Annotated in this window: 22 protein-coding genes; 12 read left to right on the top strand and 10 right to left on the bottom strand. The window is 69.0% G+C overall.

What is annotated here, in order from left to right:
• Window positions 1-77: 77 nt before the first annotated feature.
• Window positions 78-1,466 carry a DNA repair protein RadA gene (gene radA, locus BM013_RS13730; RefSeq protein ID WP_093127867.1) on the top strand — a complete coding sequence of 463 codons (1,389 nt, stop codon included), beginning with the start codon at window positions 78-80 and terminating at the stop codon, window positions 1,464-1,466.
• 66 nt (window positions 1,467-1,532) lie between these two features.
• On the opposite strand, the gene BM013_RS13725 is transcribed toward radA, so the two are convergent.
• A complete protein-coding gene (locus BM013_RS13725) occupies window positions 1,533-1,988 on the bottom strand; it encodes a hypothetical protein (RefSeq protein ID WP_093127865.1) in 456 nt (151 codons plus the stop codon).
• A 148-nt stretch (window positions 1,989-2,136) separates the two neighbouring features.
• Between BM013_RS13725 and BM013_RS13720 the strand changes: the two genes are divergently transcribed.
• Window positions 2,137-2,571: a glycerate kinase gene (locus BM013_RS13720; protein ID WP_093127862.1), complete on the top strand. Its 435-nt coding sequence runs from the start codon at window positions 2,137-2,139 to the stop codon at window positions 2,569-2,571.
• Window positions 2,572-2,577: 6 nt separating this feature from the next.
• On the opposite strand, the gene BM013_RS13715 is transcribed toward BM013_RS13720, so the two are convergent.
• Window positions 2,578-3,576, bottom strand: coding sequence for a LysR family transcriptional regulator (locus tag BM013_RS13715; RefSeq protein ID WP_093127860.1), 999 nt, complete (start codon window positions 3,574-3,576; stop codon window positions 2,578-2,580).
• Window positions 3,577-3,790: 214 nt separating this feature from the next.
• Between BM013_RS13715 and BM013_RS13710 the strand changes: the two genes are divergently transcribed.
• Entirely contained in the window at window positions 3,791-5,116 is a 1,326-nt protein-coding gene (locus BM013_RS13710) for an MFS transporter (RefSeq protein WP_093127857.1), read from the top strand.
• Window positions 5,117-5,154: 38 nt separating this feature from the next.
• Window positions 5,155-6,366, top strand: coding sequence for a M20 aminoacylase family protein (locus BM013_RS13705; protein WP_093127854.1), 1,212 nt, complete (start codon window positions 5,155-5,157; stop codon window positions 6,364-6,366).
• A gap of 43 nt (window positions 6,367-6,409) precedes the next feature.
• Here BM013_RS13705 and BM013_RS13700 read toward each other — a convergent pair whose 3' ends face one another.
• On the bottom strand, window positions 6,410-7,423 hold the full coding sequence (locus tag BM013_RS13700; RefSeq protein ID WP_093127850.1) for a recombination-associated protein RdgC: 1,014 nt from the start codon (window positions 7,421-7,423) through the stop codon (window positions 6,410-6,412).
• A 134-nt stretch (window positions 7,424-7,557) separates the two neighbouring features.
• Between BM013_RS13700 and BM013_RS13695 the strand changes: the two genes are divergently transcribed.
• From BM013_RS13695 to BM013_RS13685, 3 genes are read left to right on the top strand one after another with little or no spacing between them, the layout of a single operon-like run.
• The gene (locus tag BM013_RS13695) at window positions 7,558-8,511 is read left to right on the top strand and encodes a branched-chain amino acid transaminase (protein WP_093127847.1); all 954 of its coding nucleotides are present in this window, start codon (window positions 7,558-7,560) and stop codon (window positions 8,509-8,511) included.
• 5 nt (window positions 8,512-8,516) lie between these two features.
• A complete protein-coding gene (locus tag BM013_RS13690; protein ID WP_093127844.1) occupies window positions 8,517-8,726 on the top strand; it encodes a zinc-finger domain-containing protein in 210 nt (69 codons plus the stop codon).
• Window positions 8,723-9,139 (top strand): ABZJ_00895 family protein, encoded by a 417-nt coding sequence (locus tag BM013_RS13685; protein WP_093127841.1) that lies wholly within the window; start codon window positions 8,723-8,725, stop codon window positions 9,137-9,139. Before BM013_RS13690 ends, BM013_RS13685 begins: the two co-directional genes overlap by 4 nt.
• A 131-nt stretch (window positions 9,140-9,270) precedes the next feature.
• Here the strand turns inward: BM013_RS13685 and BM013_RS13680 are convergent, their stop codons facing one another.
• The 7 genes from BM013_RS13680 to BM013_RS13650 all read right to left on the bottom strand — a co-directional run bounded on the left by BM013_RS13680 (window position 9,271) and on the right by BM013_RS13650 (window position 17,852).
• Entirely contained in the window at window positions 9,271-10,518 is a 1,248-nt protein-coding gene (locus BM013_RS13680) for an O-antigen ligase family protein (protein ID WP_256219903.1), read from the bottom strand.
• A 65-nt stretch (window positions 10,519-10,583) separates the two neighbouring features.
• A complete protein-coding gene (locus BM013_RS13675; protein ID WP_093127836.1) occupies window positions 10,584-11,810 on the bottom strand; it encodes an ATP-binding protein in 1,227 nt (408 codons plus the stop codon).
• A 9-nt stretch (window positions 11,811-11,819) separates the two neighbouring features.
• Window positions 11,820-12,542, bottom strand: coding sequence for a response regulator transcription factor (locus tag BM013_RS13670; protein ID WP_093127833.1), 723 nt, complete (start codon window positions 12,540-12,542; stop codon window positions 11,820-11,822).
• A 53-nt stretch (window positions 12,543-12,595) separates the two neighbouring features.
• Window positions 12,596-14,248, bottom strand: a complete 1,653-nt coding sequence (locus BM013_RS13665; RefSeq protein ID WP_093127830.1) for an NAD(P)/FAD-dependent oxidoreductase — start codon at window positions 14,246-14,248, stop codon at window positions 12,596-12,598.
• Between the two features lie 2 nt (window positions 14,249-14,250).
• Window positions 14,251-15,123, bottom strand: coding sequence for a beta-ketoacyl synthase chain length factor (locus BM013_RS13660; protein ID WP_305728015.1), 873 nt, complete (start codon window positions 15,121-15,123; stop codon window positions 14,251-14,253).
• Window positions 15,120-16,322 carry a beta-ketoacyl-[acyl-carrier-protein] synthase family protein gene (locus BM013_RS13655; protein WP_177225471.1) on the bottom strand — a complete coding sequence of 401 codons (1,203 nt, stop codon included), beginning with the start codon at window positions 16,320-16,322 and terminating at the stop codon, window positions 15,120-15,122. The genes BM013_RS13660 and BM013_RS13655 overlap by 4 nt, the downstream gene beginning before the upstream one ends.
• Before the next feature lie 123 nt (window positions 16,323-16,445).
• Window positions 16,446-17,852: an AmpG family muropeptide MFS transporter gene (locus BM013_RS13650; protein ID WP_093127827.1), complete on the bottom strand. Its 1,407-nt coding sequence runs from the start codon at window positions 17,850-17,852 to the stop codon at window positions 16,446-16,448.
• A 59-nt stretch (window positions 17,853-17,911) separates the two neighbouring features.
• On the opposite strand from BM013_RS13650, the gene BM013_RS13645 reads away from it, so the two are divergent.
• From BM013_RS13645 to BM013_RS13625, 5 genes are all read left to right on the top strand, one after another.
• Window positions 17,912-18,778 (top strand): M48 family metallopeptidase, encoded by an 867-nt coding sequence (locus tag BM013_RS13645; protein WP_093127825.1) that lies wholly within the window; start codon window positions 17,912-17,914, stop codon window positions 18,776-18,778.
• A gap of 934 nt (window positions 18,779-19,712) precedes the next feature.
• Window positions 19,713-21,488: an allophanate hydrolase gene (atzF, locus tag BM013_RS13640; RefSeq protein WP_093127822.1), complete on the top strand. Its 1,776-nt coding sequence runs from the start codon at window positions 19,713-19,715 to the stop codon at window positions 21,486-21,488.
• A 19-nt stretch (window positions 21,489-21,507) separates the two neighbouring features.
• Window positions 21,508-22,512 carry an ABC transporter substrate-binding protein gene (locus tag BM013_RS13635; RefSeq protein WP_093127818.1) on the top strand — a complete coding sequence of 335 codons (1,005 nt, stop codon included), beginning with the start codon at window positions 21,508-21,510 and terminating at the stop codon, window positions 22,510-22,512.
• A gap of 2 nt (window positions 22,513-22,514) precedes the next feature.
• The gene (locus BM013_RS13630; protein WP_093127815.1) at window positions 22,515-23,345 is read left to right on the top strand and encodes an ABC transporter permease; all 831 of its coding nucleotides are present in this window, start codon (window positions 22,515-22,517) and stop codon (window positions 23,343-23,345) included.
• Window positions 23,342-24,175, top strand: coding sequence for an ABC transporter ATP-binding protein (locus tag BM013_RS13625; RefSeq protein ID WP_093127813.1), 834 nt, complete (start codon window positions 23,342-23,344; stop codon window positions 24,173-24,175). Before BM013_RS13630 ends, BM013_RS13625 begins: the two co-directional genes overlap by 4 nt.
• Window positions 24,176-24,199 lie beyond the last annotated feature (24 nt).

Raw genomic sequence — 24,199 nt, 5'->3', positions numbered from 1 at the left:
TTAACATGTTAAATGATTCGCCGAAGCTTTCCTAGGCCGCAGTCATCAGGGTTTGTGCGGACACCTAAACTCGACGGATGGCCAAGGACAAAACACTTTTCGTCTGCAGTGAATGCGGCGGCACCAGCCCCAAGTGGCTCGGCAAATGCCCGAGCTGCGGTGCATGGAACACCCTCGTCGAACAGGTGGCGGGCGCGGGCGGCGCGGCCAACAACCGCTTCGGCACGCAGTTCGCGTCGCTCGCGGGCGCATCGGAGCTCTCGACGCTTTCCGAAATCGAAGCCACCGATGTCGCGCGCACGCCCACCGGGCTCGACGAGCTCGACCGCGTGCTGGGCGGGGGCATCGTCTCGGGCGGCGTCACGCTGATCGGCGGCGACCCTGGCATCGGCAAGTCGACGCTGCTGCTGCAGGCAGTCGATGCGCTGCAGCGCGCGGGGCAGAACGCGCTGTACGTCACCGGTGAAGAGAGCGGCTCGCAGGTGGCGTTGCGCTCCAAGCGGCTCGGGCTCGATCACTCGCAGGTGCAGGTGCTGGCCGAGATCCAGCTGGAGAAGATCATCGCCACGCTCGACGCCACGCGCCCGGCGATCGCGGTGATCGACTCGATCCAGACCGTGTATTCGGACCAGCTCACCTCCGCGCCCGGCTCGGTGGCGCAGGTGCGCGAATGCGCGGCGCACCTCACGCGCTTCGCCAAGACCAGCGGCACGGCCGTGGTGCTGGTGGGCCACGTGACCAAGGAGGGCGCGCTGGCCGGCCCGCGCGTGCTCGAGCACATGGTCGACACGGTGCTGTACTTCGAGGGCGACACGCACTCGAGCTTTCGCCTGGTGCGCGCCATCAAGAACCGCTTCGGCGCGGTCAACGAGATCGGCGTGTTCGCCATGACCGAGCGCGGCCTGAAGGGCGTGACCAACCCGAGCGCCATCTTCCTGAGCCAGCACGCCGAGCCGGTGCCCGGCAGCGTGGTGCTGGTCACGCTGGAAGGCACGCGGCCGATGCTGGTGGAAATCCAGGCGCTGGTCGACAACGGCGGCCCCAGCCCGCGCCGCCTGTCGGTGGGCCTGGACCGCGACCGCCTCGCCATGCTGCTGGCCGTGCTGCACCGCCATGCCGGCGTGGCCTGCATGGACCAGGACGTGTTCGTGAACGCGGTGGGCGGCGTGCGCATCAGCGAGCCCGCGGCCGACCTGGCCGTGATGCTGGCCATCACCTCGAGCCTGCGCGGCAAGCCGCTGCCCAAGGGCTTCATCGCGTTCGGTGAAGTGGGCCTGGCCGGCGAGGTGCGCCCGGCGCCGCGCGGGCAGGAGCGCCTGCGCGAGGCCGCCAAGCTGGGCTTCAGCGTGGCGGTGGTTCCCAAGGCCAACGCGCCCAGGAAGGGCGCGAAGGAAATCGAAGGGCTGACGATCCACGCCGTCGACCGCATCGAAGAGGCGATGGACGTGGTCCGCCGCCTCGATTGATCCGTTGCCGGCAGGCCGGCAAAAAATGACCCGGCGCACATCCGCGCGCCGGGCCTACCCTCCCTCCTACCCCCCGATGTGCATCGTGAACGCCGGTCCGCCGTTGAGCACGCATTGGCCGCTGCCCAACGTGGCCGAGTTCATCGTGTACTGGCAACTCAGGTTGCCGCCGCGGCTGCCGGTGGCATTCGCCACGCCGGTGCCCCGCGAGCCTGCGACCCGTGTTGCCTCTCCCTGAAACTGTTCACCGCCGATCTGCGCGTTGAAGTGGCCGCGGCCGTTCATGTCGTTCGTGACCGTGCCGGCGACGGCGCCGTAGCGCGCGGCTTCGGTGTTCGACGGGTACAGCCGCGCGTTGAAGGTCTGTGCGATCGGGCCCGGTGCCACGGCGTACGACTGCGAAGACGGTACGGCGGGAGCGGGTTGTCCGAGCGGGACGACGTAGCAGCCGCTCAATGCGGTGGCGGCGAGCGCGGCGGCGAGGGTGAGACGAACGAAAGTGACGGAACGCGGAATGGTCATACGCTTTTCAGTGGCCCGGGCTGATGCCCGTGAAGCGAAATGTGCCCGCTGGCGCTCCCGGGCCATGCGTCTTTGGCGCCGAGTACCGTCCTGCGCCCCCGGCGGTAGTCGGGGCCGCTACTTCGTGACACACGTCGGGGCGGCGACAATGCGCGCCATGAATTTCAAGAAATTTCTGGTGCCCGTCGGTGCCATCCTTCTTCTCGGGCTGGCCTGGCGCAGCGGCGGCTGGGGCGGCGTCGCCCTGGCCGGCGGTGCGATCATCATGTTCCTGCTGCTGCACTTCAACCGCGCCATGCAGGTGTTGAAGCGCGCCGCCGAACGGCCCGTGGGCTACGTGGGCAGCGCCGTGATGCTCAACGCCAAGCTCAAGCCCGGAGTAACGCTGATGCACGTGATCGCGATGACGCGCGCCCTCGGCGAACTGCGCTCGCCCAAGGACGAGCAGCCCGAGCACTACCGCTGGACCGACGGCGGCGATTCGTATGTCGACGCCGTGTTCGTGGGCGGCAAGCTGCAGAGCTGGACCATGACGCGGCCCGAGAACGCGGCCGACGAAGAGACGCAGAACCCCGCGGCCTGACCTGCTTCAGCCGGCCCCGGCCCCGGCCCCGGCCCCGGCCCCGGCCCCGGCCCCGGCCCCGGCCCCGGCCCCGGCCTTGCGCCGCGGCAGCCGCCACGGCGGGTTCGCCTTGGCCTGGTGGCGCGCTTCCTTCGCGAACTCGGCGCATGCGTGCGTCATCAGGTCGGCCGAGCGGTAGACCAGGAACACGTCGAAATCGGGCAGCTCGTCCGTGATCGGCAGCTTCTCCAGCAAGCCGGGCTGCAGGCGCAGCGGCCCCGCGCCGTGGAACACGAAGTCCGACCACATGCTGATCATGTCGGTCTGCGTGGCCAGCTGCAGCCCCAGCAGGTTCGACGCGCTCTGCACCATGCGCCTGGGCATCTCCAGCCCGTGCATCTGCATCGTGCTGACCAGCGGGCTGCCCGCGTCGTCGATCGGGTCGAGCACCAGCCAGTCGGCGTCCAGCAGCGGCTGCAGCTTGCGCACGCGCCGCAGCGGATGGCCCGCGCGCACCGACAGGTGCATGGCCACCGAAAACAGCGGCTCCCACTGAAAGACGTTGGTGCCCGGCCCGTTGCAGGTCGAGATCAGCCCCAGGTCGAGCCGGCCTTCGCGCAGGCCCTCGAAGATCTGCTGCGGGCGCAGCTCGAAGCCGCGCATCGCCACGTTCGGAAAGCGCTGGCGAAACGACGCCATCGCATCGGGCAGCGGCCCGCTCGACGCCACCGCGGTGAAGCCGATGTTCAGCTGCGCCTCGTCGTGCCCGCGGATCGCCTCGATGTCTTCCAGCGCATGCCGCAGTTCCTGCTCGACCAGGCTCGCGCGCTTGACCAGCGCCACGCCGTAGGCCGTGAGGCTCACGCCGCGCGTGGAGCGCGACATCAGCGTCACGCCGAGTTCGCGTTCCAGCTCGGAGATGGTCTTGGACAGCGCGGGCTGCGTGGTGTGGAGGCTGCGCGAGGCTTCATGGATGCTGCCGTGCTGTGCCACCGCCAGCAGGACGCGCAACTGTTGCAGCTTCATCGTGGTGCCGTTCTTTCTGCGTGCTCTCGAAAAAGGGGCGCGCGTGCGCCGCCTTGGTACTTGTCCCGATGGTCTCCAGCGCCTCTTTATGACGGGGATTCCATTTGGTTATCGGCATGAAAATTTGTGATTCTGCGCTGCCGCGCTTTGCCTGAATACTCCGCCGCAAAGGGGTCGTCCGATCCTGCGCAACCTGTTCGTGGAGACACATTAGATGAGCGAAGCCGCATTGCCCGCAAGCCCGATCGGGGCTTCTTCACCGCCGAGCGCCGCGCCCGCCTCCGTTCGCGGCAAGCCCAGGCAGAGCCAGTTCCGCCTGATCGCGGCCTGCTCGCTGGGCAACGCGCTGGAGATGTACGACTTCACCGTCTACAGCTTCTTCGCGCTGCTGATCGGCAAGCTGTTCTTTCCCTCCGACAGCCCCTACGGCTCGCTGCTGCTGGCCGTGGCCACCTTCGGCATCGGCTTCGTGATGCGCCCGCTGGGCGGCGTGATCATCGGCAACTACGCCGACCGCAAGGGCCGCAAGGCCGCCATGACGCTGACCATCGGCCTCATGGTGCTCGGCACGCTGTGCATTGCCTTCGCGCCCAGCTACGCATCGGCCGGCGTGTTCGGCTCGCTGATGATCGTCGCGGGCCGGCTGCTGCAGGGCTTCTCGCTCGGCGGCGAAGTGGGCGCGGCCACCTCGATGCTGATGGAAGCCGGCGGCGTGAAGGGCCGCGGCTTTCGCGTGAGCTGGCAGCTTGCGAGCCAGGGCGTGTCGGCGCTGCTGGGCGCGCTCACCGGCGCCGCGCTGTACGCCGCGCTGCCGCAGGCCTCGCTCGAAAGCTGGGGCTGGCGCCTGCCGTTTTTGCTCGGACTGCTGATCGCGCCCGTGGGGCTGTATATCCGCGCGAATCTCGAAGAGACGCACACCGCCGACAGCCACGAGTCGAGCCCGGTCGGCCGGCTGCTGCGCGAGCACGGCCCCACGGTGCTCAAGGGCATCCTGGCCACCACCGCGGGCACGGCCACCATGTACCTGGTGGTGTTCTTCATGCCCACCTACATGATCCGCGTGCTGCACATGCCGCCGTCGCTGTCGCTGCTGTCGGGCTGCGTCACGGGCATCACGCTGTTCGTGGTGTCGCTGGTGGCGGGGCGCCTGGCCGACAGGCTGCCCAACCGCAAGCCGCTGGTGATCGGCTCGCTGCTGTTCAGCGTGCTCGCCGTGTACCCGGTGTTCTGGCTCATCAGCCACTACCCGAGCGTGCCGCTGGTGCTGGCCCTGTCGGCGCTCTTGACCGCGAGCGTGAACATCGGCACCACGCCCATGTTCCTGATGCTGCTGGAGATGCTGCCGGCCGGCGTGCGCGCCAGCGGCATCTCGGTGATCTACAGCGTGGGCGTGACGGTGTTCGGCGGCTCCTCGCAGTTCATCGTGACCTGGCTGCTCGCGAAGACCGGCAACCCGATGGCGCCGGCCTTCTACATGATGGTGTGCGGCGTGCTGAGCCTGGGCGCGCTGCTGAGCCTGCGCGAACGCAAGGCCGCCTGAATCGCTGCAACGGACCTATCTGAAACGGACCTCTTTCCATGACCCGCCAACTCAGCCCCCAGACCCACAAGATCCTGTCGCGCCTGCTGCCGCAGGCCGACGTCGACACGCAGGCCTTCGTCGACATCCGCCGCCAGATCCACGCCAACCCGGAGCTCGGCTTCGAGGTCAGCGCCACCAGCGAACTCGTCGCCAACCTTCTTCGCAGCTGGGGCTACGAAGTGCACACCGGCATCGGCAGGACCGGCATCGTGGCGCAGCTGAAGCTGGGCCACGGCACGCGCCGCCTGGGCATTCGCGCCGACATGGACGCGCTGCCCATCACCGAGGCCACCGGCCTGCCGTACGCGAGCCGCAACGCGGGCCGCATGCACGCCTGCGGGCACGACGGCCACACGGCCATCCTGCTGGCGGCGGCCAAGGCGCTGGCCAAGGCGCGCAACTTCGACGGCACGCTGAACCTGATCTTCCAGCCCGACGAAGAGAACCTCTGCGGCGCGCGCGCGATGATCGAAGACGGCCTGTTCGAGCGCTTCCCCTGCGATGCGGTGTACGCGCTGCACAACGCGCCCGGCGTGCCGGTGGGCACGATGCTGGCCGTCACGGGGCCGGTGACGCTGTCGTCCGACGTGGCCGACGTCACCCTCAAGGGCGTGGGCGGCCACGGCGCCATGCCGCACCGCGCGCGCGACCCGGTCGCCGCCGCCGCTGCGGTGGTCACTGCGCTGCAGACGGTGGTGGCGCGCAACGTGGCGCCCGACGACACGGCGGTGGTGTCGGTCGGCTTCATTCGCGGCGGCGCCACGCACAACGTGATTCCGCAGTCGGTCACGCTGGGCCTGAACGTGCGCGCGGCGCGGCCCGAGACGCGCGCGCTGGTCGAGCAGCGCATCCGCGAAATCGTGGGCTTCACCGCGCAGGCGCACGGCGTGGAGGCCGAGATCGACTACCGCCAGCTGGTGCCGCCGGTGGTCAACACCGCGGCCGAGACGCTGCTGGCCGCGCAGGTGTGCGCGGAGCTGGTGGGCGAGGAGAACGTGCTCACGCAGGCGCCCAAGGGCTTCGCGGGCAGCGAGGACTTCGCCTGGATGCTCGCCGCGCTGCCGGGCTGCTACCTGATGCTCGGCAACGGGGAGGGCGAGTTCGGCGGCTGCATGGTGCACAACCCCGGCTACGACTTCAACGACGCCGTGCTGCCGCTGGGCGCCGCCTGCTGGGTGCGGCTGGCGCAGACCTACCTGGTGGCCTGAAGCTCAGCCTCAAGCTCAGCCTGGCGGTCTGCTCGAAGGCGCGTCAGAACGGCGCGTCTTCTTCCTCGGGCTCGTCGCTCGGGGCCTTCGATTTCGCAGCAGCAGCAGCGGTAGTTGCAGCCGCAGGCTTGGCCGCCTCGTCCGGCAGCGCCGCCGAGAACGCCGCCTCGCCGCCCAGCGCGTCGAGCAGCGCCGGCACCAGCTGGCCGAGCTCGCCCGTGGCAATGGCCACGTCGGCGTCGAAGTTGTCTTCCTTCTTGCCGCCCGAGGCGCCGTCGCCCGTGCCTTCGAGGAAGGTGATCTTGCGGATCAGCATGCCCTGCGTGAGCTCGAAGGACACGCGGTCGTCCCAGGTCATGGCCAGGCGTGTCGGGCGCTTGCCGTCGGTGATGTGCTGCTTCACCTCGTCGATGTCCAGCGGGTGCTTGGCATAGCGCACCACGGCCTTGGAATCGTCGGAGGCCTTGAGCTCGCACTCACGGTCGATCGTGAAGCCGGCCGGCGGCTCCTGCGTGAGCAGCCAGTTGGCCATGGCGGCGGCGGGCTCGATCTGCGTGTTGACCAGCGCCACGGCAAAGCCGTCGAACGACTTCACCAGGCTGGTGACCACTTCGTCGGCGCGCGAGGCGTTGCCGCTGTTGATCACCAGGCGGTTCTCGGCCTTGTCGATCCACACCGTGACGCGCGCGCTGCGCGTGAAGGCCATGGGCAGCAGCTCCAGGGTGATGTCTTCCTTGAGCTCCTTCTTTTCCTTCTTGCCGGGCTTGCGGCCGGTGGTGGTCTCGATGCTGGCGCAGCGCTCGTCGAGCTTGCGGCGCACCACGGAGCCGGGGACCTGCTTGCTTTCGACCATGTACTCGACCAGCCACTGGCCGTCGATGGACTCCACCAGCGGGCCGTTGGCCTCGCCGCGGGGCTCGACCCAGCCCGCGGACTTTTCCTGCGAGGGGCCGCAAGGCACGAAGCGCTGCTTGCCGAGCCCTTCTTCCGCCTCGGCCAGTGTTTGGGACCAGGCAGGTTCGATGCGATAGACGATGACGTTCTTGAATACGGACACGGGAACCCTTTTTCCACTGGTTTGGACAACCAATCATTGTCGGGCACCTCGGGAATCCCGCCGCCGTAAAATCGAAAGCTTTTGCGACTTCCCCCGGGTCGCACCCCCACACCGCTCCCCAAAGGAATCAGGAAATGAGCTCGATCCCCCCCTCGCTGGACGACCGTGACGGCAAGATCTGGATGGACGGCGAACTCGTGGACTGGCGCGACGCCAAGATCCACGTGCTGAGCCACACGCTGCACTACGGCTGCGGCGCCTTCGAGGGCGTGCGCGCCTACAAGACGGCAGACGGCGGCACGGCCATCTTCCGCCTGGCCGAGCACACCGAGCGCCTGTTCAACAGCGCCAAGATCCTGCGCATGAAGATTCCGTTCACGCAGGAACAGCTCAACGAGGCCCAGAAACAGGTGGTGCGCGAGAACAAGCTCGAAAGCTGCTACCTGCGCCCGCTGATCTGGATCGGCTCCGAGAAGCTTGGCGTGAGCCCCAAGGGCAACAAGATCCACGCCATGGTCGCGGCCTGGTCGTGGGGCGCCTACCTGGGCGAGGAAGGCATGAAGCGCGGCATCCGCGTGAAAACGTCGAGCTACACGCGCCACCACGTCAACATCACGATGACGCAGGCCAAGACGGTGAGCAACTACACCAACTCGATCCTGGCCAACATGGAAGCGCTGGACGACGGCTACGACGAGGCGCTGCTGCTCGACGCGAGCGGCTTCGTGTCCGAAGGCGCGGGCGAGAACATCTTCGTGGTCAAGGGCGGCGTGGTGTACACGCCCGACCTGTCGGCCGGCGCCCTCAACGGCATCACGCGCAACACCATCCTGCACGTGTGCAAGGACCTGGGCCTGGAGCTGGTGCAGAAGCGCATCACGCGCGACGAGGTCTACATTGCCGACGAGGCCTTCTTCACCGGCACGGCCGCTGAAGTGACGCCCATCCGCGAACTCGACCGCGTCGAGATCGGCAACCGCGGCGTCGGCGGCTCGCGCGGCGCGATCACCGAGAAAATCCAGTCTGCCTTCTTCGACATCGTGAACGGCAAGAATCCCAAGTACGCCCACTGGCTCACGAAAGTCTGAATCCCATGTCCACCAATGCAGTCGTCGAACTCCTGGCCAAGGAGCTCAATCATCAAGGCGGCGTGTTCTGCCCCAGCCCCAAGGCCGACATGAAGCTCTGGAACAACCACCCGAAGGTCTACCTCGACGTGGCGCGCACCGGCGAAGCCAAGTGCCCGTACTGCGGCACGGTGTACCGCCTGAAGGCCGGCGAGACGGTGTCGTCGCGGCATTGACGCTCCCCGCGCTCCTGCGCCGCTTCGCGGCGGCGTACCTGGTGCTGCTGGCCGTGGTGGCCGTCGCGCTGCACCTGGCGGGAGCCGCGTCCAACACCAGCGGCAACGTCGCGGCCCTGCTCACGGCCGTGACCTGGGTCTGCATGGACTTCGCCAAGAAGAACGGGCGCTACTTCACGCCTGACGAGAAAAAGCGCGCGATCCTCGGCATGCTCGCCATCGACGTCCTCATGCAGGTCGTCGTCACGTTCGCGATCAGCCGTTTCGCCGGCGCGCCCTTCCTGGCGCTGGTGCTGCTCTTCGTGGCAGCGCTGCACGCGGCGGTGATCTGGTTCTTCGTCGGCTTCGCGGGCAAACAGTACGCGGCGGCCGAGGCCAGGCGCGCAGGCGGCAACAACAACACCAACGGTTGAGGCTGCACGCGGCGCTGATATCGGCGCTGATATCGGCGCTGATATCGGCACTGATATCGGCACTGATATCGGCGCTGCGGTCGACACTGCGACTCCCTGTGCAGGGCGCAGCGACCGCACGACAGGCGGATTCAGCCCGGGTTGGAGATCTTGCCCGCCAGGCGCCTCGGCAGCAGGTCGTGCCAGGGGTCCGGGTCGAACCGCTCCTGCGCCAGCCGCAGGTAGACCATGGCGATCCACAGCAGCGCCAGCCCGATCTGCGCATCGCGCAGCGCCGAGTTCACGCTCGAGGCGATCAGCGCGATCAGCGTGGCCGCCAGCGCGTAGCGGCCCGCCATGTCCGGGCGTTTCCAGGCCTGCCACACGGCCGCCACCATGATGACCAGCAGGCTCAGCAATGCCGGCAGGCCGCCCTGCGCGCCCACCCACAGGAAGTCGTTGTGCGGCATGTTCGAGTCGGCGAAGAGCGCGGGGCCGCGCTTGTGCCACTGCTCGGTCCAGCCGCCGATGCCCCAGCCCGTGAGCGGGCGGTCGGCGATCATGAGGCCGGTGTCGCGGTACATGTAGTAGCGGATGACCCAACTGCCCTTGAAGACCGCGCCGGCCTGCGCCTCCTCGAGTTCCTGCACGCCGGTCTCCACCTTGTGCTGCAGTTGCGGCAGCTGGTAGAGCCCCGCGCCGAGCACCACGGCGCCCAGCACCAGCGAACCCACGAGCATCTTCAGGTGGCTGCGCCACTGGTGCACGCACACCGCCGGAATCACCAGCAGCAGCGCCAGCACCGAGGTGCGCGAGGTCAGCGGCAGTGCCACCACCAGGCCCAGCCCCAGCATCAGCAGAAAGGCGGGAATGGCGCGCAGCGGCTTGTGCGCGGCGATCTGCGCAATGCCCCACACGGCGGCCGTGGCGGCCACCACGCTGAACAGCAGCGCGTTGCTGATCGACTTGTTGCCGACCTCCATGACCACCGCGCGCAGCGGCGACCAGACCGGAAAGCCGATGGCGTAGTAGAGAACGATCAGCAGCACGTTGAGCGCCGCGATCAGCAGGAAGCCGCGCAGCGCCCAGATGGCCTCCTCGCGCGCGAGCGCCATCGCCATCAGCATCGTCAGGCCGATGCGCAGCCCGTGGAACAGGTTGGAGGGGGTCTCGGGGTAGTGCGGCCGCACGGCCAGCACGACGAGCATCCAGGCCAGGTAGGCCATCACCGGCCACCACAGCGGGTTGGCGCGCAGCCGCGCATAGCGTTCGCGGTAGCCGCCGGCGAGCAGCATGGTCGCGAGCAGCAGCAGGGCTGAAAGGTAGGTGACGCCGACCGGCATGAACACCACCAGCCCCCAGAACATGGCCGCGGGCCGAACGATGTGCGATCTCTGCATAGGGGCGGGATTTTAGGTGGGCACCGTGGCGCCAACCTGACCAGCCCCGGTGGGGCGGGGGACGCTCAGTGGCCGCGCGCCACCCCCGAGGCTACCGAGGCCACCGAAGCCGCAGGCAGCCGTATCACGAAGCTCGCGCCGCCCCCGGGGCGGTCCTCGCAGCGCACCGTGCCGCCGTGGCGCTCGGCGATCGACTTCACCAGCGCCAGCCCCAGGCCGACGCCGCCGTTGCGCTCGCTGGCGCCGGGCAGCCGGTAGAAGGGCTCGAAGATGCGTTCGCGCAGGGCCGGCGGCACGCCCGGGCCGCGGTCGTTGACGCGCACCGTCGAATAGCCGTTGGCGCTGCCCAGCTCCACCGAAATTTCGCCGGCGCCGTAGCGGCGGGCGTTCTCCAGCAGGTTGCGGATGGCCCGGCGCAGCAGGCGCGAGACGCCCGGCACGGTGAGGTTGGCGTTGTCGGTGCCCGCGGCCAGGTCGAGCTCGGCGTTCACCTGCGCGCACTCCTCGGCGGCCAGGCCGGTCAGGTCGACCGCCTCGACGGTGCCCACGTCGGCCTCGCTGGCGTCCAGCCGGCTGGCCAGCAGGATCTCGTCGATGAGCTGGTCGAGCTCGCCGATGTTGCGCGAGATTTCCTCGCGCGCCGACTGGCTCGGGCGCTCGCCCATCAGCTCCAGGCCCATGCGGATGCGGGTGAGCGGCGAGCGCAGCTCGTGCGAGGCGTTGGCCAGCAGCGACTTGTGCGAGCGCACCAGCTTCTCGATGCGTTCCGCCGACGCGTTGAATCGTTTGGAGAGATCAGCCACTTCGTCCTGCCCTTCTTCGGTCACGCGCGCCGAGAGATCGCCTTCGCCCCATCGCTGCACGCCGCGCTGCAGCGATTCCAGCCGCTGCGTGATGCGCCGCACGATCGGGTAGACGCCCAGCGCCACCGCCACGCCCACCAGGGCGATCATCCAGCCCAGCCCGAACGGCGTGCGCCATGGCGCGAAGCCGCCGGTGCCGCCGGGCCGCTCGCGCGGCGCCACGCGCAGCGTCACCGCCTTGCCGTCGCCGAGCGTCACGTCGAACTCCAGGCCCTGGCCCGGCACGCGCAGCGCGGTGCCCGTGCCGATCTGCTTGTCCTGCTCGTCGAGCACCACCACGTTGCGCGGCACCGGCGCCAGCCGCTCGCGCTCGGCCTCGGCCGCCTCGCGCACGATCCAGTTGGCCATCAGCGTGAGGATGACCACGCCGGCGACCACCGCCAGCCAGATGCGCACGTAGAGGTGCCGGGAATAGAAGCTGCGCAGCATCGGCAGCCCTCAGTCTTGCTGCTTGGCGAAGACGTAGCCCACGCCGCGCACCGTGAGGATGCGCTTGGGGTTCTTCGCGTCGACCTCGATGGCCGCGCGGATGCGGCCCATGTGCACGTCGATGGAGCGGTCGAAGGCCTCGAGCTCGCGCCCGCGCACGGCCTCCATGATCTGGTCGCGCGTGAGCACGCGGCCCGCGCGCTCGGCCATGGCCACCAGCAGGTCGAACTGGTAGGAGGTCAGGTCGGCCAGCGCGCCGGCCACCGACACGGTGCGCGCGTTGCGGTCGATCTCCAGCGTGCCGAAGCGCATCACCGTGGAGGCTTCGCTCTCGGTGGCGTTCTCGCTGCGCCGGCGCAGCACGGCGCGGATGCGCGCCAGCAGCTCGCGCGGCTCGAAGGGCTTGGGCAGGTAGTCGTCGGCGCCGATCTCCAGGCCGATGATGCGGTCCATCGGGTCGCCCTTGGCGGTCAGCATCAGCACCGACACCTTGGACAGCGGGCCGGGCAGCGCGCGGATGCGGCGGCAGACTTCGAGCCCGTCGGTGTCGGGCAGCATCAGGTCGAGGATCACCAGGTCGGGCGCGTGCTGCTGCAGCTGCTCGAGGCCGCTCGTGCCGTCACCGGCGTGGTTGAAGGCGAAACCCGACTGCGTCAGGTACTCGCCCACCATCTGCGCCAGGCGGGCGTCGTCTTCGATCATCAGGAGTTGGGGGGTGCTCATGCGCTTCATGGTCGTCCACAGGGAGCAAGCAGGCTTGAACGCTCCGTAAAGTTGGGTAAACCTCAGGCGGCCATGTCAACGGGACTCGCTGCGAAAAGCATAGCGCCCTGTCCAGTGGCCACCGGAGGGAGGTCGAGATTCTCCGCGAGTAACGCGGGCAGCTCGCCGGCGTCCACGCCAGCGTCTGCGGCGCGCGCCCGCTCGAGGATTTCACCGGCCAGCTGCCGCAGCTGCACGGTCGAGGCGCGGATGCGCGCGCGGAAGGCCGCGTCGTCCAGCTTGTCGCGCAGGCTGCGGTTGAGTTCGGCGAACCACGGCATCGCGGCCTGGTCGAGCATCACGGCCGGGTTGGCGCGGCTGCTGGCGGCCGACCAGTGGCGCAGCAGCTTCTGCACCGCGAAGTTCAGCCGCTGGCAATGCTGCATCTCGTTCTTCAGGCCGCCCAGCGCGTGCAGGTCGGTCAGGCGCTGCTGGAAGAAGATCTGCGACAGCACGCCCCAGTAGTAGGCGTAGTCCCAGATCACCTTCACCGGCAGCACCTCGGGGTCGCCGAACAGCGGGTACTGGTCCTGGTAGAGCGCCAGCGTGCTTTCGTAGAACGAGTGGTAGAGCTGGTCGTACAGCTGCGCGCGCGCCTCCAGCGGCCGGCCGGCGCGGTCCTGCGCGATCAGGTCGGTGATGTAGGTGTTGCCGATGGCGATGAAGTCGCTGCCCGGCGAATAGAAGGGGTCCAGGAACAGGCCCGCCTCGCCCGTCATGGCCCAGCGCTGGCGCCCCGAGAACACCTGCTTGCAGCCGTGCGAGAAGTGCTTGAGGAACGCGAAGTCCTGCAGCAGGTGGCGCTTGTCCTTCAGTGCCTCGTGCAGCCGCGGCTGGTAGGTGGCGAACCACGCCATGGCCTTGTCGAAGGTGTCCATGGTGTCCAGTGGGTGCAGCCTGGGGTCGGCCACGATGCCCACCGAGTGCGAGCCCGAGGCCAGCGGGATCAGCCAGGCCCAGTAGCCCGCGCCCACCAGGTGGTTGGTGGACAGCCAGCGCGCCTGCGGGTCGCAGCGCGCGCGCCACTCGGCGTTGTCGCTCCAGTCGTCGATGGCGATGCGCTCGCCGATGCGAAACCACACCGCGTTCACGTCGTGCGCATTCGCCTCGGCCAGGCCCAGCTTGCGCTTGAGCATGCCGGCGCGCCCGCAGGCGTCGATCACCCAGCGGGCCTGCGCATGGTGCGTGTGCTCGCCGCGGGTCCATTCGATCGCGTGCAGCGCCTTCGGGTCGTCGGCCAGGTCGATGCGGCGCACCAGCGCGCCGTCGACGAAGCGCACGCCGCGCCGCGCGGCCTCCTCGGCCAGGAAGTTCTCGAAGATGCCGCGGTCGATCTGGTAGCTGGGCACCGAGAGGTAACGGCTCGCGCCGATCTCGGTGACGTTGTCGATGTCGCTGCGGCCTTCGCTGAAGAAGAAGCGAAAGCCGAACTTGCGCAGCTGCGACTCGTCCATGTGGGCCTTCAGGCCCAGCACCGTGTCGAAGTAGTGCGCGCCGATCTCCACCGACGACTCGCCCACCTTGTGCGCCGCATGCGGCACCGGGTGCGCGCGGCGCTCCAGCACCAGCACGCGCAGGTCGGCGAAGCGCTGGCGCAGCTGCAGCGCCAGCGTGAGGCCCGCCAGCCCGCCTCCCATGATCACTGCGTCGAAGGTGTCGGGCGCAGTGTCGGTCATGGTCAGCTCCGGTTGAGCGGCTGCAGCTGCAGCCGAAGTGAAAGGGTGGGGGACAGCGGCAGGTCGACGGGGGCCGGGGGCTCCTTGCCGAGATGCGCCAGCGATTCGAAGAGCCCCAGCGCGTCGGCCATCGGGTTGATGCCGGCGAGCGACTTCGCCGCGTCCGAACGCGGCTGCGTGGCCTCGGTCGCGGCATCGGCGCCGCTGGCCATCGACCAGTGCAGCGCCGCCACGGTGCGCTCGGTGGGCGCGGGTGCGAGCACCAGCGCCACCGCGAGCAGGCCGCGGCTGTCGGTCACGGACGTGAGCGCGCCCACGGTGGGCGTGTCGTAGCCGACCAACAGCACCGGCTCCTGGTCGGCCGCGCATTGCACGGCCGCCTCGAGCAGGCCCGAGGCAAAGCTGTGCGCGTAGGCCGACACGGCGTTGCTGGCCGCCATGCAGCCGGTGCCGATGGTCCAGTAGCCCACGGCCGCGTTGTGCACCGAGTTGTGGAACTTGGTGGGCGACAACACCTTGGGGTCGGTCGCGAGCGTGCCGCACATGTAGTCGTTGATCGACAGGTCGCCGTGCGCCGAGGTGAACACGCAGGGCACGTCGGCGGCGTTGCGGCCCGACGCGGCCATGGCGGCGGCCGCCACTTCGAGCGCCAGCGCCACGGTGTCGGGCGCGCGGCGCCGCTCGGCCGGGGCCAGCACCTGCGGGGCGGGGCGCTTGGCGGGCGGGTCGGCCAGCGCGCCTTCGCCGCGGAAGGCGGCGCTGGCTGCGTCCCAGCCGGGCAGGGTGGGGGTCCAGAAGGCGGGGCCTTCGATGTAGAGGGTGGGGGGCACGGGGGCGGTGGTGTTCATGTCGCTCATCTGGCTTGTGGCGCTCATGCCGCCTTGCCGAAGACCAGCGAGCAGTTGTTGCCGCCGAAGCCGAAGGAGTTGCTCAGTGCGTAGCGCACCTCGCCGCGCGCCGGTTCGAGCCGGATCTGCGGGCCGAAGCCTTCGTCCAGCGTGCGCGTGTTCACCGTGCCCGGCATCAGGCCGCGCTCGATCGCCAGCAGGCTGACGACCGCCTCGACGATGCCCGCCGCGCCCAGCGTGTGGCCCATGAAGCCCTTGGTCGAGCTGGCGTGCGTGCGCGCGGGGAAGCGGCGCGCCACCAGCGCACCCTCGACCTCGTCGTTCTTCTGGCTCGAGGTGCCATGCATGTTGATGTAGTCGATGGCGTCCGGCGCGAGGCCCGCGCGTGCCAGCGCCTCGTCGAGCGCGCGCTCGGCGCCCAGGCCCTCGGGGTGCGGCGTGGACATGTGGTGCGCGTCGCTCGCCTCGCCGTAGCCCAGCAGGTGCAGCGGCGCGGCGTCGGCGCCGGTCTGCACGCGCTCCACCAGCGCGAAGCCCGCCGCCTCGCCCAGGCTGATGCCGTTGCGATGGGCGTCGAACGGGCGGCAGGGCTCGGTGGAGACCAGCTCCAGCGAGTTGAAGCCGAACAGCACGCTGCCGCACAGCGTGTCGGCGCCGCCCACCACGGCCGCGTCGGCCAGGCCCAGGCGGATGAGCCGCTCGGCCGAGGCGAACACCTTGGCGCTCGAGGAACAGGCGGTCGAAATGGTTTCGCTCGGGCCGCTGATGCCCAGCAGCTCCTGCGTGAACATGGCCAGCGAATGCGGCGTGTGCACCGCGGCGCGGCGCTGGTTCGGCGGAAAGTTGCCTTGCGCGTCGAGCTGCGTGTAGGCCAGCTCGGTCTCGCCGATGCTGGCGGTCGAGGTGCCCAGGATCAGCGCGATGCGCGAGGCGCCGTACTTCTCGCGCGCGGCAGCCACCGCTTCCATGAAGCCGTCGGCCTGCAGGCCCATGTAGGCCAGCCGGTTGTTGCGGCAATCCCAGTGGGCCAGCGGTTCGGGCAGCCGCACGTCCTCGACGCCCTCGACGCGGCCGATCCAGGTCGGCAGCGGCGCGTCGCCGAAGTCGTTGGCGCGCAGGCCGCTGCGCGACTGCGCCAGCGCGTCGGCCAGCGCTTCCTTGCCGACACCGACGGCGGACGTCGCCGTGTAGGCGGTGATTTGGAGAGGAGAGATTCGGGACGGCACGATCTTGTAGTTGGGCTGGCTGGCAAGGCGCGCGAAGCGCAGAAAAGTATCAAAAACGTCAGGAAACGAATGTAAACGCGAACAGCCTACCAGTTGCGCGGGGCGCCCGGCGTCGGCCTTGTCCTATAGGGTGTCCGCGTCTTCCCGACGTCCGTGCGGGTCGCCGCGGGTGGTCGTGAGCCGCGACGCCAGCGCCACCAGCACCAGCACCGGCGCGCCCAGCAGCGCGGTGGCAATGAAGAAGGTGCTGTAGCCGTAGGCGTCGACGAAGACGCCCGAATAACCGGCGATGAACTTGGGCAGCAGCAGCATCAGCGAGCTGAACAGGGCGTACTGCGTGGCCGAGTAGCTGATGTTCGTCAGGCTCGACAGGTACGCAATGAAGGCCGCCGAGGCGATGCCGCCGGCCAGGTTGTCGGCCGAGACCACGGCGATCAGCGCCGTCAGGTCGTGCCCGCGCGAGGCCAGCCAGGCGAACAGCAGGTTGCTGGCGGCGCTGAGCACCGCGCCCAGCATCAGCACCCGCATCACGCCCAGGCGCATCGACAGCACGCCGCCCACAAAGGCGCCCACCAGCGTCATGACCACGCCGTAGATCTTGCTGACCGTGGCCACCTCGTCCTTGGTGAAGCCCATGTCCACGTAGAACGGGTTGGCCATGATGCCCATCACCACGTCGCTGATGCGGTAGATGGCAATCAGCGAGAGGATCAGCGCGGCCTGCCATTTGTAGCGGCGGATGAAGTCGGCAAAAGGCTCGATGAGCGCGCCCTGCAGCCATTCGGCCGCGTTCTTCGCCTTGGGCAGCGCGCGCTGCACCGGTTCGGGCGACAGCAGCACGGTGACGACGCCCACCGCCATCGAGCCGGCCATCACCAGGTAGGCCGTCTTCCAGGCGCCGTTCTGGTAGGCCGCGGCCCCCGTGGCGGCCACGGCCGGCGCCACCTCGGCCCAGGCCGCGACCCACAGCACGCCCGCGCCGGCCCAGATCATGGCGAGCCGGTAGCCCGTCTGGTAGGCGGCGGCCAGCGCGGCCTGCTTGCGCGATTCGGCCGATTCGATGCGAAAGGCGTCCAGCGCGATGTCTTGCGTGGCCGAGCCGAAGGCCACCAGCAGCGCGCACCAGATCAGCGGCGTGAGCCCCAGGCGCGGGTCGTTCATGGCCATGCCGACCAGCCCCGCGACGACCAGGCCCTGCGCCAGCAGCAGCCAGCCGCGCCGGCGCCCCAGCAGCGTGGTCAGCGGCGGCAGCGGCAGCCGGTCGACCAGCGGCGCCCAGACCCACTTGAAGCCGTAGGCCAGCCCGACCCAGCTCAGGTAGCCGATGGTGGTGCGGTCGATGCCCGCCTCGCGCAGCCGGAAGCTCAGCGTGCCCAGCACCAGCAGCAGCGGCAGCCCCGCCGAGAAACCCAGCGCCAGCATGCGCAGCGTGGCGGGTTCGAGGTAGACCTTCAGCGCGTCGCGCCAGGGCGGGGTGGAGGAGGTGGGGGTTTCTGCAGGCGATGCGGACATGGGTGAGGGATTGTCCATGAGTGACGGGGGCCATCGGGGCGCCGTTTGTCTTCATTTGTTCCTATGATCCGGCCCCTATGTGCATACGATGCGATCGCTCCGAATTCGCCGCGCCGGCCGCGGCGTCGCCCTGGAATCCACGGCGGGCCTTCCTGCTGGCCGCGGCCGGCGTGGCCGGCACGGCCCTGAGCGGCGCGGCGCTGGCGCAGGTCAACGTCGGCAATGCCTCGATGGCGCGCAACCTCGTGCCCGCCGACAAGATCGAGGCGGCCGGCGTTCAGCAGTACGGCCAGTTGCTCGAACAGGCGCGCGCCAAGGGCGCGCTGGCGGGCGACGGCAACCCGCAGCTGCAGCGCCTGCGCGCCATCGCGAACCGCCTCATTCCCTTCGCCACGCCGTGGAACGCACGTGCCCGCGAGTGGAAGTGGGAGGTCAACCTGATCGGCAGCAAGCAGATCAACGCCTTCTGCATGCCCGGCGGCAAGATCGCCTTCTTCACCGGCATCCTCGAGCAGCTCAAGCTCAGCGACGACGAAGTCGCCATGGTCATGGGCCACGAGATGGCCCACGCGCTGCGCGAGCACGCGCGCGCCCGCATGGCCAAGAGCGCGGGCACCGGCGCGGCGCTCTCCATCGGTGCGCAGCTGCTCGGCCTGGGCCAGGTGGGCGACCTGGCGGCGCGCGCCGGCACGCAGCTCATCACCCTCAAGTTCAGCCGCAGCGACGAGACCGAGGCCGACCTGGTGGGCCTGGAACTCGCGGCGCGCGCGGGCTTCGATCCGAAGGCATCGGTGTCGCTGTGGCAGAAGATGGCCACGGCCTCCAAGAACCAGGGCGGATTGAATTTCCTGTCGACTCACCCGACCGGGCCGGACCGCATTGCGAAGCTGGAGGCGAATTTGCCGAAGGTGGAGAAGCTCTACCGCGACGCCAGGAAGAGCTGAGTTTCTCCCTCCCCTTCCGGGGGAGGGCAGGGGTGGGGGCACGATGGCTTTCGAATAAGCGCGGCGCCTGATCGAAGGCTCGCCCCCATCCCAGCCTTCCCCCGGAAGGGGAAGGAGCAAGACACACGTCGTGCATCGCAGGCTGCTTGCCTTTCTCCGTTCCCTCCCAGGGGAGGGCGGGGTGGGGGCACGACGGCCTTCGAACAACCACGGCGCCTGATCGAAGGCCTGTCCCCATCCCAGCCTTCCCCCGGAAGGGGAAGGAGCAAGACACGCGTCGTGCATCGCAGGCTGCCTGCATTTCTCCCTCCCCTCCCGGGGGGAGGGCAGGGGTGGGGGCACGACGGCTTTTGAATAACCACGGCGCCTGATCGAAGGCCTGCCCCCATCCCAGCCTTCCCCCGGAAGGGGAGGAGCAAGACACACGTCGTGCATCGCAGGCTGCCTGCATTTCTCCCTCCCCTCCCGGGGGGAGGGCAGGGGTGGGGGCACGACGGCTTTTGAATAACCACGGCGCCTGATCGAAGGCCTGCCCCCATCCCAGCCTTCCCCCGGAAGGGGAGGAGCAAGACACACGTCGTGCATCGCAGGCTGCCTGCATTTCTCCCTCCCCTCCCGGGGGGAGGGCAGGGGTGGGGGCACGACGGCTTTTGAATAACCACGGCGCCTGATCGAAGGCCTGCCCCCATCCCAGCCTTCCCCCGGAAGGGGAGGAGCAAGACACACGTCGTGCATCGCAGGCTGCCTGCATTTCTCCCTCCCCTCCCGGGGGAGGGTAGGGGTGGGGGCATGACGGCCTTCGAACAACCACGGCGCCTGACCGAAGCCCAGCCCCCATCCCAGCCTTCCCCCGGGAGAGGAAGGAGCCAATCCAACACCCATTCCCGCTGGCACGCCGCTTGCATCTCGACTTGTACACAAGTTTGGATGCCTGATGATGGTGCATGAAGAAAACGGATCGCCTGCCGCCGCCTGGATCGCGAAGTTCGCGCAACCCGTCGCGCACGCACGGGCCGGCGATGCCCTCGGTTTCGCCCTGCCGCTCGCCGGCCTGCGCTTCGCGGTCAAGGACAACATCGACGTGGCCGGCGTGCCCACCACCGCCGCCTGCCCGGCCTTCGAGCGGCACCCCTCGGTTCATGCGACCGTGGTGCAGCGCCTGCTCGAAGCCGGTGCATCGCTGGCCGGCAAGACCAACCTCGACCAGTTCGCCTGCGGCCTGAACGGCACGCGCTCGCCGTACGGCGAGGTGCCCAATGCCTTCGACGCACGCTATGTCTCGGGCGGGTCCAGCTCGGGCTCGGCCTACGTGGTGGCGACCGGCGAGGTCGACTTCGCGCTCGGCACCGACACCGCCGGCTCGGGCCGCGTGCCGGCCGGGCTCAACAACATCGTCGGGCTGAAGCCCTCGCGCGGGCTGCTGAGCGCCTTCGGCGTGGTGCCCGCGGCGCAGAGCGCCGACTGCGTTTCCATCTTCGCGCGCACCGTCGCCACCGCCGTCGACGTGCTGCTGGCCGCCGCCGGCCATGATGCGCGCGACCCGTACTCGCGGGATTTCTCGCGCGACCTGCCATTGCGCCGCCAGCCACTCCCCGCGCGCTTCAACTTCGGCGTGCCCGACACGCTGAGCTTCTTCGGCGACACCGCCGCCGAGCAGGCCTTCAACGACGCCACCGCGCGGCTGCTGGCCCTGGGCGGCTCGCCCGTCACCATTCCCTACGCGCCGCTGGCCGAGGCGGCCGCGCTGCTGTACGAAAGCGCACTGGTCGCCGAGCGCTACGCCGCGGTGCGTCCGTTCTTCGACGCCCATGCGCAAGAGGTGATCGAGCCCGTGCGCGGCATCCTCGCCCAGGGCCAGGGCTACACCGCCGCCGACGTGTTCGACGCCCAGACCCGCCTGCGCGCCATCGCCCAGCAGGTCGAGCCCATGTGGCGCCACATCGACGTGCTGGTGGTGCCCACCGCGCCCACGCACTACACGCGCGAGCAGATGCGCGCCGACCCGGTCGTGCTCAACCGCAACCTGGGCGCGTACACCAACTTCGTCAACCTGCTCGACTACGCCGCGCTCTCGGTGCCCGGCAGCCTGCGCGCCGACGGCCTGCCGTTCGGCATCACGCTGATCGGGCCCTGCGGCAGCGACCTGGCATTGGCCGATCTGGGTCAGCGCTTTCATCACTCCACCGGCCTCCCGCAGGGCGCAACGGGCACGCCGCTGCCGGCGATGCGCGCCATTCCGGGGCTCGCCGCCGAGGGTGCCGACCTGCTGCCGATCGCCGTCGTCGGCGCGCACCTGTCGGGCATGCCGCTCAACAGCCAGCTCACCGAGCGCGGCGCCACGCTGCTGCGCGCCACCACCACCGCGCCGGCCTATCGCCTGCATGCGCTGCCCGGCACCGTGCCGCCCAAGCCGGGCCTGCAGCGCGTGGCTGAAGGCAGTGAAGGCAATAAAGGCAGTGAAGGCGCCGCCATCGCGCTCGAAGTCTGGGCCGTGCCCCTCGCGCAGGTCGGCAGCTTCCTCGCGCTGATCCCGCCGCCCCTGGGCCTCGGCAGCGTCGAGCTGGCCGACGGCAGCTGGGTGAAGGGCTTCATCTGCGAAGGCCATGCACTGGCCGGCGCGCAGGACGTGACTTCGCATGGCGGCTGGCGTGCCTACGTCGCGAGCCGCGCCACCCCTTCTTCTTTCTCTCCTTCTCCTTCTTCTCTTTGACCTTGACCCAGGAGCCCCGATGAGCACCCAAGACAAACCATCCGCATCGCACCGCCGCCGCCAATTGCTGCAGGCCGGCGCCGCGGGCCTGGCCGTGCTGGCCGCGCCCGCCATGGTGCGCGCGCAGGGCGCGCCCAAGCTGCGCATCGGCTTCTGGCCCGTGGCCGCCGGCCTGCCGTTCTTCGCGGCCGTGGACAAGGGCTACTTCAAGGAAGCCGGCCTCGACGTCGAGCCGCTGAAATTCGCCGGCGCCCAGCAGGTCATGGAAGGCATGCTCGCCGGGCGCTGCGACGGCAGCGCCAACGGCACCGGCTCGGCCAACCTCGCCATCGGCGAGATCGCGCAGCCGGGTCTCTTCAAGATCTTCTGCACCAACCCGAGCAACGCCAAGTTCGTGCTCGACGAGTTCATCGTCGCCAAGGACAGCCCCATCAAGAGCATGGCCGAGCTGGCCGGCAAGAAGGTCGCCTCGGGCCCCGGCATCCAGAACGTCACGCTGTGCAAGACCATGCTGGAGCGCGCCGGCGCCAAGGGCGCGAGCGTGAGCGAGCTGCCCATCGGCCAGCACGTGGCCGCGCTGGTGGCGGGCCAGGTCGACGCCTGCTACACGCTGGAGCCCACCGGCACCGTGGGCCGCATGAACGGCACCACGCGCGTCATCGAGGCCGGCGTGGTCGCCAAATACATCCTGGGCGACCCGATGGCGCCGTGGCACGGCGGCGCGGCCAGCCTCACCACCGAGTTCATCAAGAAGAACCCCGAGGTGGCGAAGAAGTACATCGCCGCCTATGCGCGCGGCGTGGAGCTGGTGCGCACCAAGCCCGACGAAGCGCGCCAGTTCATGAAGGGCTACACCGCCATCGAAGGCAAGCTCACGGCCGAAGTGCCGCTCGCGTCGTACATGCTCTACAACGAGTTCAAGCCCAGCGACGTGGCGTACTTCCAGAAGTTCTACGACCTGTTCACCGAGAAGGGCATCTTCGAGAAGAAGGTCGCGGTGGACGGCCTTCTCTACAAGGCCTGAGCATGGCCGACGCAAGCCCGACCACGGCCGCGCCGTGGACCCCGCCGGCCGCCGGTGCCGCCACCGCCGTGCCCCGTACGCCGCTGCGCGACCGGCTGCTGCCCTTCATCGGGCCCGTGGTGCTGTTCATCGCGTGGGACCTGGTGGTGCGCCTGGGCTTCATCAAGCCCATTCTTCTGCCCACGCCCGCCGACACCATCGCGGCGCTGATCACGGGGCTCGCGGGCGGACCGCTGCTCACCGACTTCGCCATGACCGTGTGGCGCACGCTGCAGGCCTTCCTCATCGCGGCGGTGGTCGGCGTGCCGCTGGGCGTGCTGCTCGGCAGCAACGAGAAGGCCTACCGCAGCGTGGAGTTCCTGATCGACTTCTTCCGCTCCACGCCTTCTTCCGCGCTGATCCCGCTGTTCCTGCTGATCTTCGGCGTGAGCGACGTCAACAAGATCGCCATCGCGGCCTTCGGCGCGCTGCTCATCGTGGTGTTCAACAGCGCCTACGGCGTGATGAACGCACGCAAGCAGCGCGTGATGGCCGCGAAGGTCATGGGCGCCTCGCGCTGGCAGGTCTTCAAGGACGTGCTGATCTGGGAGAGCCTGCAGCCCAGCTTCGTGGGCCTGCGCTCCGCGGTGTCGATGGCGCTGGTGATCGTCATCGTGGCCGAGATGTTCATCGGCTCCGACACCGGGCTGGGCCACCGCATCATCGACGCGCAGCAGGTGCTCAACGTGAAGAGCATGTACGCGGCCATCCTCGCGGCCGGCGCGCTGGGCTATGCGCTCAACATTCTTTTTCTTGTTGCCGAGCGCCGCATCGTGCACTGGAGCGGTCGATGAAAGTCACGCCCGAGATCGTCATCAACGGCCCGGTGTACGCCGACGTGCCCAAGCCCGCGTTCAGGCCCGGCCCGGCCGGCACGCACATCACCATCCGCGGGCTCACCAAGTACTTCGCGGGCTGGCCGCTGTACGAGAACTTCGACCTCGACATTCCCAAGCAGGCCATCGTCTCGGTGTTCGGCCCCAACGGCTGCGGCAAGTCCACGCTCATCAACATGATCGCGGGGCTGATTCCCATCGACGCGGGCGAGATTTTGTTCGACGGCAAGCAGCGCAAGGACACCAAGATCGGCTACGTGTTCCAGAACTACCGCGAGGCGATGTTCCCGTGGATGCGCACCATCGACAACATCGCCTACCCGCTGAAGCTCGAAGGCCGCAGCAAGGCCGAGGTCGACCGCCGCATGGAAGAACTGGTGGCGTCCTTCGACGTGAAGTTCGACTTGAAGCGCTTTCCGTACGAGCTCTCGGGCGGCCAGCAGCAGACCGCGTCGATCATGCGCGCGCTGGCGCCCAACCCCGAGGTGCTGTTCCTCGACGAGCCGTTTTCCGCGCTCGATTTCGAGATGACCCTCTTCATCCGCGAGAAGCTGCAGGAGGTGTTCATGCAGACCGGCACCACCATGCTGCTGGTGTCGCACGACCTGGAAGAGGCCGTGTACCTCGCCGACGAAGTGCTGCTGCTCACCAAGCGGCCCACCAGGGTGGCCGAGATCTTGCGTTATGGCGATGCGCGCCCGCGCACCGTGGAGACGTTGAGCACCGAGAGCTTCGTCGCCATGAAGAAGCTCAGCCTGGACATCTTCCAGCGCGAGGTTCGCCGCTAGGGCGCCTTCAGCAGGAGCAACGCG

Origin of the sequence: Variovorax sp. OK605 (assembly GCF_900115445.1) — a bacterium.
Lineage (GTDB): Bacteria > Pseudomonadota > Gammaproteobacteria > Burkholderiales > Burkholderiaceae_C > Variovorax.
This window is presented reverse-complemented; position numbering and strand designations above follow the sequence as displayed.

Excerpts from the sequence above, each read along its gene's own strand:
- radA (WP_093127867.1), top strand. The coding sequence starts at position 78 with ATGGCCAAGGACAAAACACTTTTCGTCTGCAGTGAATGCGGCGGCACC.
- BM013_RS13725 (WP_093127865.1), bottom strand. The coding sequence starts at position 1,988 with ATGACCATTCCGCGTTCCGTCACTTTCGTTCGTCTCACCCTCGCCGCC.
- BM013_RS13720 (WP_093127862.1), top strand. The coding sequence starts at position 2,137 with ATGCGCGCCATGAATTTCAAGAAATTTCTGGTGCCCGTCGGTGCCATC.
- BM013_RS13715 (WP_093127860.1), bottom strand. The coding sequence starts at position 3,576 with ATGAAGCTGCAACAGTTGCGCGTCCTGCTGGCGGTGGCACAGCACGGC.
- BM013_RS13710 (WP_093127857.1), top strand. The coding sequence starts at position 3,791 with ATGAGCGAAGCCGCATTGCCCGCAAGCCCGATCGGGGCTTCTTCACCG.
- BM013_RS13705 (WP_093127854.1), top strand. The coding sequence starts at position 5,155 with ATGACCCGCCAACTCAGCCCCCAGACCCACAAGATCCTGTCGCGCCTG.
- BM013_RS13695 (WP_093127847.1), top strand. The coding sequence starts at position 7,558 with ATGAGCTCGATCCCCCCCTCGCTGGACGACCGTGACGGCAAGATCTGG.
- BM013_RS13690 (WP_093127844.1), top strand. The coding sequence starts at position 8,517 with ATGTCCACCAATGCAGTCGTCGAACTCCTGGCCAAGGAGCTCAATCAT.
- BM013_RS13680 (WP_256219903.1), bottom strand. The coding sequence starts at position 10,518 with ATGCAGAGATCGCACATCGTTCGGCCCGCGGCCATGTTCTGGGGGCTG.
- BM013_RS13675 (WP_093127836.1), bottom strand. The coding sequence starts at position 11,810 with ATGCTGCGCAGCTTCTATTCCCGGCACCTCTACGTGCGCATCTGGCTG.
- BM013_RS13670 (WP_093127833.1), bottom strand. The coding sequence starts at position 12,542 with ATGAAGCGCATGAGCACCCCCCAACTCCTGATGATCGAAGACGACGCC.
- BM013_RS13665 (WP_093127830.1), bottom strand. The coding sequence starts at position 14,248 with ATGACCGACACTGCGCCCGACACCTTCGACGCAGTGATCATGGGAGGC.
- BM013_RS13660 (WP_305728015.1), bottom strand. The coding sequence starts at position 15,123 with ATGAGCGCCACAAGCCAGATGAGCGACATGAACACCACCGCCCCCGTG.
- BM013_RS13650 (WP_093127827.1), bottom strand. The coding sequence starts at position 17,852 with ATGGACAATCCCTCACCCATGTCCGCATCGCCTGCAGAAACCCCCACC.
- BM013_RS13645 (WP_093127825.1), top strand. The coding sequence starts at position 17,912 with ATGTGCATACGATGCGATCGCTCCGAATTCGCCGCGCCGGCCGCGGCG.
- atzF (WP_093127822.1), top strand. The coding sequence starts at position 19,713 with ATGATGGTGCATGAAGAAAACGGATCGCCTGCCGCCGCCTGGATCGCG.
- BM013_RS13635 (WP_093127818.1), top strand. The coding sequence starts at position 21,508 with ATGAGCACCCAAGACAAACCATCCGCATCGCACCGCCGCCGCCAATTG.
- BM013_RS13630 (WP_093127815.1), top strand. The coding sequence starts at position 22,515 with ATGGCCGACGCAAGCCCGACCACGGCCGCGCCGTGGACCCCGCCGGCC.
- BM013_RS13625 (WP_093127813.1), top strand. The coding sequence starts at position 23,342 with ATGAAAGTCACGCCCGAGATCGTCATCAACGGCCCGGTGTACGCCGAC.